18 protein-coding genes are annotated in these 16,676 nt (G+C 46.2%); 10 read left to right on the forward strand and 8 right to left on the reverse strand.

Annotated features, from left to right (window positions below; translation table 11 throughout):
• Nucleotides 1-30 precede the first annotated feature (30 nt).
• The 5 genes from V8Q34_RS11650 to V8Q34_RS11670 form a co-directional block, all read right to left on the reverse strand.
• Nucleotides 31-1,542 (reverse strand): recombinase family protein, encoded by a 1,512-nt coding sequence (locus V8Q34_RS11650; RefSeq protein WP_020225666.1) that lies wholly within the window; start codon nucleotides 1,540-1,542, stop codon nucleotides 31-33.
• Between the two features lie 94 nt (nucleotides 1,543-1,636).
• Nucleotides 1,637-1,828, reverse strand: coding sequence for a hypothetical protein (locus tag V8Q34_RS11655; RefSeq protein ID WP_227359740.1), 192 nt, complete (start codon nucleotides 1,826-1,828; stop codon nucleotides 1,637-1,639).
• Nucleotides 1,829-1,897: 69 nt separating this feature from the next.
• A complete protein-coding gene (mobV, locus tag V8Q34_RS11660; RefSeq protein WP_040452192.1) occupies nucleotides 1,898-2,839 on the reverse strand; it encodes a MobV family relaxase in 942 nt (313 codons plus the stop codon).
• Between the two features lie 183 nt (nucleotides 2,840-3,022).
• A complete protein-coding gene (locus tag V8Q34_RS11665) occupies nucleotides 3,023-3,418 on the reverse strand; it encodes a replication initiator protein A (protein WP_020225663.1) in 396 nt (131 codons plus the stop codon).
• 110 nt (nucleotides 3,419-3,528) lie between these two features.
• Nucleotides 3,529-3,942 carry a cysteine-rich VLP domain-containing protein gene (locus V8Q34_RS11670; RefSeq protein WP_020225662.1) on the reverse strand — a complete coding sequence of 138 codons (414 nt, stop codon included), beginning with the start codon at nucleotides 3,940-3,942 and terminating at the stop codon, nucleotides 3,529-3,531.
• Nucleotides 3,943-4,319: 377 nt separating this feature from the next.
• On the opposite strand from V8Q34_RS11670, the gene V8Q34_RS11675 reads away from it, so the two are divergent.
• Genes V8Q34_RS11675 through V8Q34_RS11685 form a run of 3 tightly spaced genes read left to right on the forward strand, consistent with a single transcriptional unit; the run spans nucleotide 4,320 to nucleotide 5,993 of the window.
• The gene (locus V8Q34_RS11675; RefSeq protein WP_020225661.1) at nucleotides 4,320-4,799 is read left to right on the forward strand and encodes an imm68 putative immunity domain-containing protein; all 480 of its coding nucleotides are present in this window, start codon (nucleotides 4,320-4,322) and stop codon (nucleotides 4,797-4,799) included.
• A 34-nt stretch (nucleotides 4,800-4,833) separates the two neighbouring features.
• The gene (locus V8Q34_RS11680) at nucleotides 4,834-5,634 is read left to right on the forward strand and encodes a helix-turn-helix domain-containing protein (RefSeq protein ID WP_020225660.1); all 801 of its coding nucleotides are present in this window, start codon (nucleotides 4,834-4,836) and stop codon (nucleotides 5,632-5,634) included.
• Nucleotides 5,565-5,993, forward strand: coding sequence for a hypothetical protein (locus V8Q34_RS11685; protein WP_227359741.1), 429 nt, complete (start codon nucleotides 5,565-5,567; stop codon nucleotides 5,991-5,993). Before V8Q34_RS11680 ends, V8Q34_RS11685 begins: the two co-directional genes overlap by 70 nt.
• A 497-nt stretch (nucleotides 5,994-6,490) precedes the next feature.
• Here V8Q34_RS11685 and V8Q34_RS11690 read toward each other — a convergent pair whose 3' ends face one another.
• A complete protein-coding gene (locus V8Q34_RS11690; protein ID WP_335835481.1) occupies nucleotides 6,491-7,372 on the reverse strand; it encodes a zinc-binding dehydrogenase in 882 nt (293 codons plus the stop codon).
• A gap of 456 nt (nucleotides 7,373-7,828) precedes the next feature.
• Between V8Q34_RS11690 and V8Q34_RS11695 the strand changes: the two genes are divergently transcribed.
• From V8Q34_RS11695 to V8Q34_RS11715, 5 genes are all read left to right on the forward strand, one after another.
• Nucleotides 7,829-8,485 (forward strand): GntR family transcriptional regulator, encoded by a 657-nt coding sequence (locus V8Q34_RS11695; RefSeq protein ID WP_335835482.1) that lies wholly within the window; start codon nucleotides 7,829-7,831, stop codon nucleotides 8,483-8,485.
• A gap of 230 nt (nucleotides 8,486-8,715) precedes the next feature.
• Complete coding sequence (locus tag V8Q34_RS11700) at nucleotides 8,716-10,056, forward strand: tagaturonate reductase (RefSeq protein WP_302759446.1); 1,341 nt, start codon at nucleotides 8,716-8,718, stop codon at nucleotides 10,054-10,056.
• 10 nt (nucleotides 10,057-10,066) lie between these two features.
• On the forward strand, nucleotides 10,067-11,551 hold the full coding sequence (locus tag V8Q34_RS11705) for a UxaA family hydrolase (protein ID WP_335835483.1): 1,485 nt from the start codon (nucleotides 10,067-10,069) through the stop codon (nucleotides 11,549-11,551).
• Nucleotides 11,552-12,199: 648 nt separating this feature from the next.
• A complete protein-coding gene (locus V8Q34_RS11710; RefSeq protein WP_033139004.1) occupies nucleotides 12,200-12,883 on the forward strand; it encodes a response regulator transcription factor in 684 nt (227 codons plus the stop codon).
• A 1-nt stretch (nucleotide 12,884) separates the two neighbouring features.
• A complete protein-coding gene (locus V8Q34_RS11715) occupies nucleotides 12,885-13,394 on the forward strand; it encodes a histidine kinase dimerization/phospho-acceptor domain-containing protein (protein WP_335835484.1) in 510 nt (169 codons plus the stop codon).
• A 119-nt stretch (nucleotides 13,395-13,513) separates the two neighbouring features.
• On the opposite strand, the gene V8Q34_RS11720 is transcribed toward V8Q34_RS11715, so the two are convergent.
• On the reverse strand, nucleotides 13,514-14,809 hold the full coding sequence (locus V8Q34_RS11720) for a tyrosine-type recombinase/integrase (RefSeq protein ID WP_006859611.1): 1,296 nt from the start codon (nucleotides 14,807-14,809) through the stop codon (nucleotides 13,514-13,516).
• An 86-nt stretch (nucleotides 14,810-14,895) separates the two neighbouring features.
• Nucleotides 14,896-15,525, reverse strand: coding sequence for a helix-turn-helix domain-containing protein (locus V8Q34_RS11725; RefSeq protein WP_015529844.1), 630 nt, complete (start codon nucleotides 15,523-15,525; stop codon nucleotides 14,896-14,898).
• Nucleotides 15,526-15,696: 171 nt separating this feature from the next.
• On the opposite strand from V8Q34_RS11725, the gene V8Q34_RS11730 reads away from it, so the two are divergent.
• Complete coding sequence (locus tag V8Q34_RS11730; RefSeq protein WP_004843519.1) at nucleotides 15,697-15,927, forward strand: helix-turn-helix domain-containing protein; 231 nt, start codon at nucleotides 15,697-15,699, stop codon at nucleotides 15,925-15,927.
• 140 nt (nucleotides 15,928-16,067) lie between these two features.
• Complete coding sequence (locus tag V8Q34_RS11735) at nucleotides 16,068-16,382, forward strand: hypothetical protein (protein ID WP_006859613.1); 315 nt, start codon at nucleotides 16,068-16,070, stop codon at nucleotides 16,380-16,382.
• Nucleotides 16,383-16,676 lie beyond the last annotated feature (294 nt).

Raw genomic sequence — 16,676 nt, forward strand, 5'->3', positions numbered from 1 at the left:
GTAGGTATCTGACGGGAGGGGTTCCGCCCGTCAGATTTTCCATGTGATATTCAAACTATCGCTTGTGGCGGCTATGGTGGTAATCATCAAATCCACCACACGCCGCTTGTCGTCAAAGGATACATCCTCCCAAGTGTCGAGGTAGCCGGAAATCTGGCTGACCTGTTCCGGGCTGATGGCTTCCACCGTCAACTCCGCTATCCTCGCCAGAAGTTCCTGCTTGCGCCCGTCCAGTTCCGCTATCTTCACATTCACATAGGAGAGCAGCACATTGTTTGCGCCCGTCAGACTGTCCACCAGCTTTTCAATCTCGCTGTCCACATGGAGAAGTTCCACTTGCAGGGCGGCGATTTTCGGGTTTGCCTTTGCCGCTTTCTTCCTGCCCGTCAGCGTCTTGTGCTTTTCCAGCTTTTTCACCATCTGCTGGTAAACCACCGCTTCCAGCTCCGAAGTGATGATTTTCCCACACCCGGCACAGCTTTTATTGTCCAGCCGCTTTGTGCAGCGGAGATATTGCTTTCCCACAGGATTGTTAATGCTCATAAGGGCATATCCGCAGTTTCCGCACTTGATTTTTCCCGCCAGCCATGTATGGGTTGCTTTCCGGGCAGACTGGATTTTCATGTTGTTCATCAGCTTCTTGCGGCAGGTCAGCCAGATGTCGGAGGGGACAATGCCCTCATGGGGAGCCAACACCAGCATTTGGTCTTTCAAGTCGTTCTTTTTGCTGGGCTTCACATCCCGCCCTTGATACAGATAGCAGCCATTCATGCCGGTAAAATCGGCAGCGTCATTGACAATGATTGTCCCTTGACTTTTGAAAAATTCGTACACATCAAGGTCTGCCCGCACATAGACAGGATTGCGTAACATCTGCGCCAGCGTGGGGCGTATTAGTTCCTTGCCGTTGAATAAAATTCCCTGTTCGGCAAAGTACCGGGTAATGTCCCCGTAGGAGGTTGTGGGCTGGGCGTACATCTCGAACATCAGCCGGATATTTGCCGCTTCGTCTGGGTTTACCACCAGCTTCTTTGTGTTGATACCGTCCATCTTGATTGGCTCTGTATGGAAGCCATAAGGGGCTTTTCCACCCATCTTAAATCCTCGCTGGCTGCGGGAATAATAAGCGTCCGTCACCCGCTTCTGTATCGTTTCCCGTTCAAGCTGGGCGAACACGATACAGATATTCAGCATAGCCCGCCCCATCGGAGTAGAGGTATCAAACTTTTCCGTAGAGGACACAAACTCCACATTGTATTGCTGGAACAACTCCATCATGTTGGCAAAGTCCAGAATGGAACGGCTGATACGGTCGAGCTTGTAAACCACGACCTTTGCTATCAAGCCCCGCTTAATGTCCCGCACCAGTTCTTGAAACTTTGGACGGTCTGTGTTCTTGCCGCTGTACCCTTTGTCTGTGTATTCCTTACAGTTCCCGCCTTTCAATTCGTATTTGCAAAACTCAATCTGGCTTTCAATGGAAATGCTGTCCTTTTTGTCTACCGATTGCCTTGCATAGATTGCGTCTATTCTGTTATTCATTTTGTCGCTCCTTTTCTTAAAAAAGAAACGGAGCTGCTGACAGTTCTATTATACCGCCAGCAGCCCCGTAAATCAACGATGGCTTCGGAAAACCTTACGCCCCGGCTTCCTCTTTCTGCCGCTTATCGGCATATTTGCGGAACACCTCATAAAGCTGCTGCTCCAGTTCCCAGCGTTTGGCCACTTCCTGTTCCGGCGTGAACACCGGGGAGAGGTTTTCCAGCGTGATTTCTTTTCCCTGAAAAGTCACGACCTCTGTTTCTTTTTTGTATCTGATATGCTCCATAGAACCTCCTGTATTCAATTTTCAAGGTACAATGCCGCACAGGGACGGCGTAAAAATCTGCTTATAAAATCACCTTTCCTTTGTGTGCCGCTGTTGCCGCTTCAACTCCGCCAGCACTTCCGGCGGGATACGGTCAACCAGCCGCTGTAAATTGTCCAGTTCGCTTTTCAGCTTTGCCCGTTCCATCGTATCTTTCATCTTGCCTTTTTCACTGGCTTTTGCCCTTGCTTCCAGCTTTTCATTTTCCGCTAACAGGTCATTGATTGTGACCTTGTATTTTTTCAGTTGCCCGGAGAAATTCTCCATCTGCGGGAACCACTTTTTCAGCATGGAGAGGGCTTCCTCTTTTTTCTTTCCGGCGTTGAACGGGGTAATATCGCCCAGCGTGGCTTCAATGGCTCTTGCCTGTTTGGAGAGATTGACCGCCTGCTTGAACAGACGGGTGGGGATATGCTTCCTGCCTGTCTTGCTGGCGCTTTCCCCACGCTCCAAGTCGGGATATTTCTCCACCATATAAGCGTGAAAATCGTCCTGCCATTTTGTGAGGTTGGCTCTGTTCCCGATAATCTCCTTTGCACACAAGCGGTTGTCCTCTGTCAGAGGGACAAAGACCAAATGCAGGTGGGGTGTTTTCTCGTCCATGTGTACCACGGCCGACACGATATTTTCCCTGCCTACCCGCCCGATGAGGAAGTCTGCCGCCCTCTGGAAAAACGCTTGTATCTCCTTTGGCGACTTCTTCTTGAAAAACTCTGGGCTGGCGGTAATGAGCGTATCCACAAACCGGGTGCTGTCTTTCCTTGTACGGCAACCGGCCTGTTCGATACGGTTTTGAATAAAATGATAGTACCTGCCCTCCGGCTTGACGATATGGAAGTTGTATTTGCTCCGGCTGGTGTCAATGTCGGGGTTGCTGGCGTATTGCTCTTTCTGCCGTTCGTGATGGGCTTCCAGCGGCCTTGCCGGGTTGCCCTTGTGTTTCTCAAACCGCAAAATTGCGTGTTGTGCCATTCTGCTCCTTTCCTCGTTCCATTCTTTTCCAGCGGGTTTCCACAGGGAAAATCCCGCCGAAACTATCTCTGATAGGATAGGAATGGATAGAATATAAATCAATCTTTTTATCTTTATATTTCTATATACCGTCCGGTTTCCGTACTTCCGGGGAGTGATTTCCATACTTCATGGGTATGGTTTTCAGTCCTCCGGCGTTCCATAACCGGATTTCTTGAAGTCGGTGTTTGGAACCGCTTCATAGGATTTTGGGTAAATGCGGTTGGGTTTTCCACAGCCCTGCTTCTGGATCTCCACCAGCCCCGCATACTGCAATTCCCGTAGGGTATTGACGGCTTTCTGCCGCCCACAGTGGAGCAGGGCGACTACCTCGCAGATTGGATAGTACAGGTAAATGCGCCCGTACTCGTCCGCCCAGCCGTTCTTACGGGACAACTCCGTCCGGCGCAGGATAAAGGCGTACAGTATCTTCGCTTCATTGGACAGGGGTGTGAATGTGGGGGCTTCAAAAAGGAAATTGGGCAGCCGGGTAAAGCTGACCGATTTTTCCGGCTGATGGATATAAATGGTGTTTGTCATATCGTGTTTGTGGACGGTTAGAAGCCTGTTTCCGGGGGCAGACGGTAGTTTCTATTGCCTGCCCCTGTTCTGTGCTTGCAAAGCCTTGAAAATCAAGGACTTTTCAGCCCCTAACTGTCCACACAAGACCTCCTTTTCCGTTCACTTTCTGTTTTCTGCCGCCTGTGAACTCTGGCGGCACAGCCGGGGCAGTATTTTGCCCGGTTGGATTTAGGGACGAACACACCGCCGCAGACCGCACAGCGTTTCAAGTCCTTATCCCGGAAAATCTCCGCTTCCAGCGTCCCGTCCAGCGGCAAGACCGCCCAGCGGAACCACTTACAGCAGACCGAGAAAGAAACCGTCTGCGGACAGGTGCAGGTGTCCCCATCGTCAAGGGGCATACAGTTCCCGTCCTCATAACAGCAGCACTCCCGGCGGATCAGGGCGTTTGCCTGTTTCCGCTGCGCTGGGGTCATGCGGTAAAGGGAACCGTCTTGCTTGCGCTCTATGGGCGGCAGTCGTTTATATGGGTTCTCTCTCATGTGTTTCCTCCATTTTGCTTTCCGTTGCCGCTCTCTCCGAAAAGGCTTCCTGCCCCATTCCTGCGGCGTGTTCCGGCGTTGGCACGCTCCCCACAGCTTCGGGACAAGTTGTCCCGAAGTGACCTCTGGACAAAGTGTCCAGAAATTGGCTTCTTGCGGTGCTTCCCCTGCCGGGGTATTCCTTTTCGGACGGTCATTCATTTTTCAAGGTGCAGCTCATCGATGAACTACCCTAAGTCTACACCTAAATGATCGCCCGTCCCGTATATCCGAAAGGTAGGAAATCCGCCCAAAAAACTGCCTATTTCCACGCTCTCGGAATTGTGATATAATAAAAAAACAGAACGACAAAGCGGAAGTGATAAGGAGGAGATAAAATGTATATTAAAAAATATTGGTATAACTATATCGGTGGCACAGACGATAGCCTGACCTTGGTGGACTACCTCTATGACAAAGGCAAAACTGAAATACCTCTGAGTGAGATATTCAATGATACTGGCCTTAGCAAACTAAACTGGAATTTCCATATCTCACCCAATTTAGAATACATTGATTCGGAGGGCCAATGTCACGAATTTTATTATGCTATTGATTTGGCAACTGATTTGGCAGCACTTATTCTTGAGAGTAAGAAAAGTGGTGGGTTCAATATAAAAAATCTGTTTGATGGGGAAAAACGAGATAGGTTTGTAAAAATCATAACTACGCCAGAGGAGGATCAAGCAATGAATCGGGCTTTAGCAGAGTTCTGTGCTTCTCCGCTCGAATATGATCTTCATGAAATGGTAGATGATGAAGATATGCTGGAAATGGCGAAAGACTGCGAAAATATCCGTAAGGAATTGTGCGAATAACTTCCAAATTATCAAGCAGACAAGGAGGGAGTGCATGGAACTATCCATACAAGAACGATTGAAAGACCTGCGTGTGGAACGAGGGCTGACGCTGGAACAGCTTGCGGAGGAAACTCACCTTTCCAAATCTGCTTTAGGCAGTTATGAGGGAGACAATCTCAAAGACATCAGCCACCATGCCCTTATCCAGCTGGCGAAGTTTTACGACGTGACCGTTGATTACCTGCTGGGACGCTCTAAAACAAAAAACCACCCAAACGCCGATCTTGCAGACCTGCGCTTGAGTGATGATATGATTGAACTATTGAAAAGTGGGCGGGTGGATACTTCCCTCTTGTGTGAGCTGGCGGTACACCCGGATTTCCCCCGGCTGATGGCTGACCTTGAAATCTATGTGAACGGAACGGCAGTCAAGCAGGTACAGAGCGCAAATGCCATTGTGGATATTATGAGCGCAACCATTATGAAGCAGCACAATCCCGGCTTGTCCGACCCGCAGTTAAGGCAGCTTGTCGCCGCCCATATTGACGATGACAGCTTTTGCCGCTATGTGATACAGCAAGACATAAACAAGATAGCCCTTGACCTGCGGGAAGCCCATAAGGACGATTTTTTCAGCGTTCCGGAGGACAATCCGCTGGAAGATTTCTTGCAGACCGCCGAGGAAACTGCCAGTCCAGACAGCGACCCGGAGCAAGCGGCTTTGGCGTTTATCTGTAAGCGGCTCAAGCTGAATTTGAAAAAGCTGTCCGAGGAAGAAAAGAAGTGGCTGAAAAAGATTGCACAGAAGTCGGACTTGCTGAAAAATCCAAACCCGCAGCGGGGGAGAAAATAGAGAACGAGAAATTGGAGGGAGTAAAGGTGCAGGAGGCAATTATAAAATTGAAACTTCTCGGTCAAATGCCAGACGCAGTGAAAGATGACCCTACAGAAGAAACCATCAACATGTATGACGAATTGCTCTCCAATGTAAAAACGCCATTGACAAGAGAAGAAGTAGGCGTATTGATTGACATTTTCCCCGAAGGTGGAATGTATGGAGTAGAGTGGGATTTGCTAAAATTGGTAGAGTCTTATTTGATGGAAGCGCCATCAAGTGAAGAGTATCGAAAATTGATTACTGCTTGTCCAAGTGAAGAATGGCGAGAAACTATGCAAGCCCGTTTAGATAATTGGGAAAACAACAAACAATAACTTGTTGGGGAGATAGCAAAGCCAGCCGAGCCAGTCAACGGTCAAGATGAACGGCGCATTTCATGCGCCGCCGTTGACAGCCCCGCCCGTCTTTGCTAATGGGCAATCAAGGCGGGAAAGCCCTAAAATGGCTTCCCGCCCATTTCAATTTTGAGAGAAAAATCCGTCTGCTTTTTCGTAAGTGTGGCTATCCGTCTGGGACACTTTGTCCCATAGTTCGGCGTAGGACGAGGGACGGGGGCATTCATATACGCCCTGTCTGCTGATGAAACCAGTCCTGCGCTTGCGGCTCCACGCCACGCAATCACAGCCCTGTTTTCCTGCCGTAAAAATGCCCTTGCTCTCCCCGGCGGCAACCGCATTTTCGCAGCAACGCCGACAGAGCGTATAACACACTACACTTTGCGAGCAAAGTCGTGTGCCAAGGGGCAAACCCCTTTGGAAACCCCTGACAACAAAACAGGCTGAATATCTCGCACTTTCCCGGTGCTTGATATTCAGCCTTTATTTGTTGTCAGCAGCCCCCGTTTCGTGGTCTGCGTGTAGTTCCTTGTAAACTGACCTAAAGTAAAGTTAAAGTCCAGATTCTGTTTCCCCACACCGATCAGCACAACACGGCCTCCGAAGGCAGCAGCGTCTATGCAGTTCTGGAATGTGGAGGGAAGGCCCACCGCCTCGATCGCCACATCAAATCCGTTTCCGCCTGTGGCTTCCTGCACTTTATCCATAAAAGTTTCCGGATCATCATTTAGTAAAATGTGGTCAATCCCGAAGGTCTCCTGTGCGTAAGCCAGTTTTTTGGGAGCTACATCGCAGATAGTCACATCCGCGCCCAGAGCTTTTGCGGCTACGGCTGCCAGCACACCGATGGTTCCGGCACCGATAATGAGAACCTTGTCATCTTTTGTTACATTTGCCCTTGTGACGCCGTGATAGCTGATGCAGAAGGGTTCGATCAATGCCAGTGTTTTCGGGGAGAGTCCCTTGCCGTCATAGATCCTTTCAATAGGCATTGTGATATATTCCGCAAAGGCACCTTCTCTCTGAACACCCATGGTCTGGTTGGTGGTGCAGCAGTTCACCAGGCCTCTCTGGCAGGAGTAGCATTCCGTACAGTTGAAGTATGGATTGCAGGTTACTATCATGCCCTTTTCAAGGCCCTTGTCATTCGGCTCGATCTCTATGATCTCGGCGGAGAATTCATGGCCCGGTGTTCTGGGATATGAAAAATAGGCAAAAGTTCCGCGGTAGGACCCCAGATCACTGCCGCAGATGCCGCCGTATAATACTTTTAACAGTGCTTCACCTTTTTTTGGTACCGGCATAGGGAGTTCTTTAATAGAGACTTGACCGGGAGTATCGATAAACATTGCTTTCATAATTGTTGTTCCTCCAAAATGTTATAGGAAATTGCTTGTTGTATACAAGAGATGATAGGGTAAAATAGAAAAGATGTCAATAGAAAAAAGAAATAAATACTGAAATTTTCGATAATTTGTTATCTATATACAAAAAATAACTGATAAAAATGTGCATTATAGCCAAAAGAAAAATGTGGTTAAAAAGTTAGAAAAATAACAATGTATACAACTGTGGTGGAATTGAAAGGAGACAGGCTTTGCAATCCGCAGAAAATGTGGTAATATATGTAACAGATCATAACTATTCATCAGGTCTGCGCATTTACTTTGCTGACCGTAAGAAAACGTTTCGCAGCCAAGTAAAAATCCCATCGCCAAAGGCGGTTTTGCATGGATCTTTGCCTGTAACTGTGAGGGAATAGAACAGTTACAACAGAACACAAGTTGCGCAGTGCACTGCAGAAAGGCGGCAGAATGCAGAAAGAGAGTTTGAAACAACAGGCTTACAATGCCATAAAAGCGAAAATATTAAATTGTGAATATGCACCAAATACTTTTATCAATGAAGAACTGCTGCGGGAAGAGGTGTCGGCCAGCAGAACGCCGGTCCGGGATGCCATCAGCAGGCTGGAGCAGGAGGGGCTGGTGAAAATTCTTCCGAAGAAGGGAATCATGGTCTCAGATCTGTCTTTAAGCCAGATCAATATGATATATGAGACCAGGATGATGCTGGAACCATACGCCATCCTTCATTATGGGAACCGGATAGAACAGGATGTGTATATGAAATATTACCAGGATTATCAGGCGTACTTAAAAGGCGCTGATCTGCCATATTCCTACGATGACATGGATGATCTTTTTCATCAGATGTTTATTGACGCCACATCCAATGTATACTTTCTGAAAACCTATGAGCTGATCAACAGCCAGATAAAGCGAATGCGGATCATGAGCGGGGAATGCTCCGAAAAGCGCCGTAAGGAGACCATCCAGGAACATCTGAAGATTACGAAATGTGCACTGAAACAGGACTGGGACGGCGCAGCCGAAGCCATGAAAGAGCATCTGCATTTTTCTAAGAATGCCATATTTGAATTATTGTTTAAAGGAAATGACTGGTCTTTATAAATAGGAAGACCGGTCATTTCCTTTTTATGAAATACTCACAAAATGGAAAATTGTTTTTTATGGAAAGACACGAAAGTGTAAAAAATCAAAAACTGTTGTATACAACAGCGGATATATGAGCTATAATAGGGGCAGTCAATAAAGAAATTGCTTGTTGTACAGAAACTAATGAACAGGTCAGTGCACAGACTGTGCAGGCCGCAGTATGAAATAGTACAGAAAGGGCTTCTATTATGAGCATGCAGAGAAAAGAAACAGTAATACAGTTTGGAGAAGGAGGATTTCTCCGGGGATTTGTAGATTATTTCTTTCAGAAATTAAAAGAAAAAGAATTGTTTGACGGTTCTGTTGTGGTGGTACAGCCGATTGAAAAGGGAATGATCGGCGAACTGAATAAGCAAAACTGTGAGTACAATTTATTTTTAAGAGGAATTGACAAGGGGGAAGTTGTGGATGAGCATACTCACATTGATGTCATTTCAAGGTGTATCAACCCCTACACAGAATATGAGGCTTATGAAAAATTAGCAGAAAATCCGGACTTCCGGTTTATCGTATCCAATACAACGGAGGCCGGAATAGAGTTCGTTTCAGATAACAAGCTGGAGGATAAGCCGGCAAAATCTTTCCCGGGCAAACTGACTCAGTTATTGTACAGGCGCTTTTTACTGGGATTAAAAGGATTTATCATCTTATCCTGTGAGCTGATCGACCATAACGGAGAGGAATTGAAAAAATGCTGTATGAAGTATGCGGATCTGTGGAATCTGGGAGAAGAATTCAAGACCTGGATGGAGACAGAAAATGACTTCTGTTCTACTTTAGTGGACCGCATCGTGACAGGATTTCCCCGTGAAGAGCATGAAGCGCTGTGTAAAAGAATCGGGGAGCAGGACAACATGATGGATACAGCGGAGATATTCCATCTGTGGGTGATCCAGGGAGATCATGAGGACGAACTGCCTCTGGTGAAGGCCGGTTACAATGTGATCTGGACAGACAATGTGGACCCTTATAAGAAGAGAAAAGTCAGAATTTTAAACGGTGCCCACACTTCCATGGTGCTGGGAGCACATCTGTACGGTTTGGAGACGGTGGGGGAATGCCTGAAAGATGAAAAAGTATCGGCACTTCTTAAAAAATGTATTTTTGAGGAGATTATTCCGACGATTGGGGATACACAGGACAATAGAAATTTCGGAGAAGCAGTTTTGGAACGTTTTGCAAATCCCTTTATCCGTCATCTGTTGTTGTCCATCGCCTTAAACTCCGTGTCCAAGTTCAAGGCAAGAGTGCTGCCCACCATTTTGGAATACAAAGAAAAATACGGTTCCTATCCGCAGGGGCTTACCTTCTCACTGGCTGCCCTGATCGCGTTTTACCGCACAGATGCGGCGAACGATGGGGAAGAAATCGTGGCATTTATGAAAGAGGCTTCTGTTGCGGATATTTTAAAGAAAGAAGAATATTGGGGACAGGATTTAAGCCCGATGCTGGATGTGGTGCAGAAATGGTATGACTGTATTGAGGCGGAGGGAATGGAGAAAGCTTACGGCGAGGTTCTGGCGTAAAGGAGAAAATATGCAGGATTTTATCAAAATCAACAGAGAAGATATGGCAGCAGTTGCCTTAAAACCAATGAAAAAAGGAATGACCGTTACCGTGGATGACACACAGATCACACTTCTTGAGGACATTCCCCAGGGCCACAAATTTGCCCTGTGCCATATGAAAAAGGGTGCTCCCGTCATAAAATACGGCGCGACGATCGGTTATGCAAAAGAAGACATCCAAAAAGGAAGCTGGATCCATGTCCACAACCTGAAGACATCTCTGGGCGATGTGCTGGAGTATAAATACGAACCGGTTTCACTGAAAGAACTGACGGGTAAAAAGGCTTCTTTTATGGGATACAGAAGGGTGGACGGTACGGTAGGCGTGCGGAATGAGCTTTGGATCCTTCCCACAGTGGGCTGTGTCTCCTCTGTGGCAAAGGCCATTGAGCAGGAGGCGAAAAAAAGATTTCCGCTGGGAAATGTGGAGGAGATCGTGGCCTTTACCCATCCCTACGGATGTTCCCAGATGGGCGAGGACCAGGAAAACACAAGAAAAGTTCTGGCAGATATGGTCCATCATCCAAATGCCGGGGGAGTTCTTGTGCTGGGTCTTGGATGCGAGAACTGCAATATTCCCGTTCTAAAAGAGTACATCGGTGAGTACGAGGAAGACCGGGTGAAATTCCTGCAGTGCCAGGATACAGAAGACGAGATTGAGGAAGCACTCACTATTCTGGGTAAACTCTATGAAAATGCGAATAAATGTGTCAGAGAAGAGTGTGATGCAGGAGAACTGATCATCGGCATGAAATGCGGCGGTTCTGACGGCCTGTCAGGAATCACGGCGAATCCGGTGGTGGGGGCTTTCTCCGACATTCTCATATCAAAAGGCGGCACAACCATTCTCACGGAAGTGCCGGAGATGTTTGGTGCGGAGACGATTCTTATGAACCGGTGTAAGAACAGAGAGGTATTTGAAAAGACTGTTCATCTGATCAATGATTTTAAAGATTATTTTACCAGGCATAACCAGACAATCTATGAAAACCCATCTCCCGGCAATAAAAAAGGCGGGATTTCCACACTGGAGGACAAGTCTCTGGGGTGTACCCAGAAGTCAGGTTCTGCACCGGTGACAGATGTATTAAGGTATGCTGAGAGGGTAAAAGAAAAGGGATTAAACCTTCTGTCAGCACCCGGAAATGACTTGGTAGCAGCCACCAGTCTGGCCATCTCTGGAGCACAGATCGTCTTATTTACAACCGGAAGAGGTACACCGTTTGCGTCACTCGTACCCACCATTAAAATATCTTCTAATTCAGGCCTGGCGGATTATAAATCCAAGTGGATAGATTTTGACGCCGGAAAAATGGTGGAAGATAAAACAAAAGAGGAATTGGCGGAGGCCCTGTTTGAGTACATTATACGGGTAGCATCAGGTGAGAAGGTGAAGGCAGAAAAAGCAGGCTATCATGATATTGCAATTTTCAAGCAAGGGGTAACATTATAACAATATAGAAGTGAATGGTAAGTTTCACAAAGTTCATCGCTTGGTGGAACTTACCATCCATCTATATCACATCCAGCCACGCAGCCAATTCAACCACAGACTGCCCTATAACCGGACGCATGCAGAGCAATTATCTGCACTCTGCTCCAAGCCAACCTGGTAGAATTCGCAGCTAATCACCATCCAATTCAGCCACCGACTGCCCTATAACCGGACGCATGCAGAGCAATTATCTGAATTCTGTCCCAGCCAACACGGTACTATCCGCAGCCAGTCACCAGCCAAACCCAGCCGCAGGCTTCCCCGTATGGACGTTTCAGAGCGGTAGAGAATCTTACAAGATCCATACGCTAGCAAGCACTTAGTGAAGAGCCCTAAGGCGATGAACTTAGTGCGGGTTGCGTATTAGCTTGGAAGTTCTCTGCTCTCGGCCATACGGGGAAGCCTGCGGCTGGGTTTGGCGTCCGCTTTCTCCAAAACGATGAACATCCACTACATCAATCCCGGAATATCTATATACAGAAAAATCACAATAGTGTATACTTTCTAATAAACCACACCCCATCACCGGCATAACCCCATTACCGTACAACCACACATAACAGCACCCCCATGCCGCAAAGAAAAAGAACAGGACAGTAAATAGATATGAGCAAAGTATTGATTATTGAGGATGATGAAATATTAAATGCAGGTCTCTGCTTTCACCTCCAGAGAAAGAATATAGAGGCAGAACCTGCCTATACCCTGGCGGAAGCAGATTCGTATTTAAAATCACAAGAACCGGATCTGATTCTTTTGGATGTGAATCTGCCGGATGGCAGCGGCTTTGATTTTGCCCGAAAAGTGCTTGCCAAACAGTCCGCCGCCTTTGTATTCCTCACAGCCCACAATCTGGATGACGATGTGATACAGGGCCTGCAGCTTGGCGCAGATGATTACATTACAAAACCCTTCAGCATCCGCGTGGTGGTGGAAAAAATCCAGACCATTCTGCGCCGATGCGCCAGGTCAGAGGAGACTTCCGGTGTATATGTCTGCAGGGAACTGGAAGTGGATTTTGTGAGGCGAACAGCCAGCAAAAACGGGCAGATACTGACACTGACTCCTACGGAATTTAACCTTCTGGAACTGTTCTGCAGAAATCCAAACAGGATTCTTTCAAAGGAAATCCTGCTGGAAAAGGTATGGGATGACAGAGGAAACTATGTGAATGACCATGCGCTGACCTTAAATATCAGCAGACTGAGAGGAAAACTGGAAGACGGGGAAAACACCTATATAAAAACTGTGTACGGTATGGGCTATGAATGGATGGGAGGCAGCAGATAATATGAAAAAAATCGTGTGGCCCATTCTCACAGCAGTGCATTTCCTGGCCGCGTGCGGGGGGAGCTTTTTTCTCTTTTTGCAGCCTGTTTCATTTGAAATAAAGATATTTTTGTGGGTATCCATGTGGGGACTGTGGGCTGCCGGGATTGGCAGCTATCTGTATTTCAGGAACCAGTATGTGAAATATTCCCGGGGTGTATGCCATTATGCACAGGAAATTATGAATGGGAATCCCTGTGCCGAGGTACAGAATCAGGAGACATTGACCTCCAAGATGGTCATGGAGCTTCAGAAGACAGGGGAAATTCTGGAATATAAGGCCAGGGCGGCAGAAAAGGAAAAGGCGGAGACGCAGCAGATGGTATCTGATATTACACATCAGTTGAAAACACCCATAACGAATATAAAAATGTACGGGGAAACACTCTGTGAGGAAAATCTGTCAAAAAATGAGGAGAGGCAGTTTATCCAAATCATTCTGCAGCAGGTTGATAAACTGCAATTTATATAATTATTCCTCTAACTTTCCCCATTTTACAGGCCTTTCCGCCTGTCCATTAGTGAAATGATATGTAGTTTCCCTTATTTTTGCCCTTATGAGATAATCACAAGGGAAATAAGGGAATTTTTTTAGTCATTACCTACCACTTTATCAAGAAGCCGAACCGATTTTCGTTTCGCATCTCTTGTGGAGTGAGCATAGACATTCATTGTGGTACTGACATCTGAGTGTCCCAACAATTCCTGTACATCTTTTGGGGCTGCTCCATTTGCTAAAAGGTTGCTTGTATAGGTGTGACGTAACTGGTGGAAATGAAAGCCTTCAAATCCCTCTAATGCTTTTGCCACCTTTCTGCATACCGTCCCCAAAGTAGTCGGAAGTTCCAGACAACCATCCGGTCTTAAGCAGACAAAAGAAATTTCTTTATAATCTGCCGGGACTTCCTGCGTTCTGTCTAAGCAATAATATTCGTAGTACACTCTGTTTTTCTCTTTGACCTCTTTGTAGTAGTTCGTGTGATAAAGTTCTTCGTACTGCATTCGATTTTTTAACTGCTCTTTCCGGGCATTACGGAAAATCTCTACCAGTGTATCTCCAAAATCAACAACCCTTACTTTTTTCCGCTTGGTTGGTCCGATGATATATTTGCGCTTTGAGCCATCATATCGGATGCTGCGTCTTATGGTAAGGCATTGTTCTTCCAGATTTACGTCCTGCCATGCCAAACCACAGGCTTCTCCAATACGAAGCCCGGCATAATAGGCTATCTGGATTGGAAGTATTGCGGCTGGGTTCTTTTTTTGCAGATAAGCAAGCAGTCTTTCATAATCTTCTCGTGAAATTGGTTGGACATTTCCGTCCATATCCTCATCAGAAAACAAATCCACTTCATCCGTCTGATACCGCAGTTTAATATACTGCATAGGATTGAACGTAATATACTGCTTTGGAAATACTGCAAAGCGGAATGATTGCTGCATGACTGCGGAAAAAGAATGGATGTAATCTTTGCTGTAACCCTTTCTCTCTTTTCCATCGGGATGAACTCCCCCGAAGGAAAGCAAATCGAAGAAAGATTGCAAATGTTCAGAGGTTACATTTTTCAGTTTACGTTCTGCCAATGGGTGTTTCTTAATATTTCGGATTGTTCCGAGGTAATTCTCCACCGTACCATTGCTGAGCGTACCTGTTTTTAATTCCTCCTCTGCCCACACATCCAAAAGCTGTCCGACTGTGAGATTATCCGCTTTGGCAACAAATTTCTTTTTCTCATAATCATCCATTGCCTGACGGAGCAGTTTTTCAGTTTCACTTTTGCTTTCTGTTCCAACGCATTCTTTCTGAACAAGATTGCCGCTTGCGTCCTCTACATAGAAGCGGTAGTACCATTTCTTTCCTTTTTTTCTTACAGATCCTTTTGCCATAATCGTATGTCTCCTTTCGATATTAGACAATCGGAACTGATGAAATGCTTCGTGCGTGTAAGTATATCATAACTCCGGTTGTCTTACTATACCGATTCGGAATCTTCGTATAAGACTTCTGATAAAAGATTTGCAAGCCTTTGTTCTGCTGTTTTTGGTTTCTTGGAATAGAGCCTTACAATGTCTGCCATCTCATTAAAAGCATTGATGGTATGAGTGATTTCCCTTAAGAACATAATCTCATTATATTCCTCATTCGATTCAAACCCTATTGTTTTGGCAATATCCGTCTGACCAGCATTTCCCTTGAAGTTTTTGCAGGCGAACTGGAAGGAATCCAAAAACAGACCATATTGTTTTAACATCAGCAGTAATAAATCTTTTGAAAAAGCATCTTCTTCTTTGGTAAGGGCAAGCGGTAACTGTTCCAGAATATCTCCCATCGCATCACGAATCTGTAATTCTCTCTTATCCGTAATGTCGGTTTCATATTCATCTGTTTCCCCTTTGAGCCATTCCACAGATACATGGAGTGCTTCCGAAAGACCTTCCAGCACCATTTTTTTCGTATTGTCAATCGAACCATTCTCATAACGCAGGATTGTAGAAGCGGTAACTCCCATCTTCTCTGCGACATAAGGCTGTGTCAGATTCAATTCCAGACGGCGCTGTTTTATTCTGCTGCCTATCAGCTTGCGTAATTCTTTATCTTTCATGCTGACTGCCTCCTTTTTCGGTATGTATGAATTATAGCATTGTTTTTCCGAAATTGCAATATGCAATGCAATATTTATTTTTAACATTTCGTAACGCTTGACAAAAAGATGTGAAAAGGATATACTTACATCACAGGAATTGCATAATGCAATTTATAAGGAGGTGATTATATGACGCAAAGAAAAATTGCATTATCCATCGAAGAAGCTGCCGACTATACGGGAATCGGCAGAAACACCTTAAGACAGCTTGTAGAATGGAAGAAACTTCCGGTATTAAAGGTTGGTCGTAAAGTCCTGATTAAAACCGATATTCTGGAAATGTTTATGGAAGCGAATGAAGGTCGTGATTTGAGGGATAGAGGAAATGTAAAAGCCGTAACAAGAACTGCGGCAAATTAAAAAGGCGGCTTCCCAAGAAACCGCCAAAGGTTCTATCAGACCGAAGCCATGATATACCTACACGCAAGAAGATTATACCATGTGCTTCTTCTGATACGCAACCAAGAACTTATGTTTGTGAAGGAAAGGAGAATGTAAGAATGGCAAAATCAACAAAAAGTTATGAAGCACGAATGCTTGAAATGGAAAAGAAAGAGCAGGAAAGCCTTGAAAAGGCGAAACGATATGCGGCACAGAAGAAAGAACTTCTGAAGCGAAAGAAAGCCGAAGAAAGTAAAAAACGAACCCATAGGCTCTGTCAGATTGGCGGTGCGGTGGAATCCGTTCTCGGTGCGCCTATTGAGGAAGAAGACATCCCAAAGCTGATTGGTTTTCTGAAAAGGCAGGAAGCCAACGGGAAATTTTTCTCAAAGGCAATGCAGAAAGAAGTCAATACCGATATGGAGGAAGTGTAATGGCGGAGGGGATGAGTTTTTCATTCCCTTCATTGCTTTTTCATGAAGGGCGCACTTATGGACAACCAGAGGTCGTCCCAATAAGTTTGCCACAAGTGGCAACCGGTCTGCGTTCACGCTTGCCGGGCTCGTTCCGTCGGCGGGGCTTTCAGCCAGACCTGCTCATGCCGCAGGAGGCACTCTTCGCCAGAGAGGCGCATTCCATGCAGGCTGCTATGCGCAGGGCACTCTTACGCAGAGGGCGTTCCGGCAATGCTGCTTTTCCTAAAACCGAAAGCAATGTTGCCGGAAATC

This window comes from Blautia sp. JLR.GB0024 (assembly GCF_037000545.1).
Lineage (GTDB): Bacteria > Bacillota > Clostridia > Lachnospirales > Lachnospiraceae > Blautia > Blautia celeris.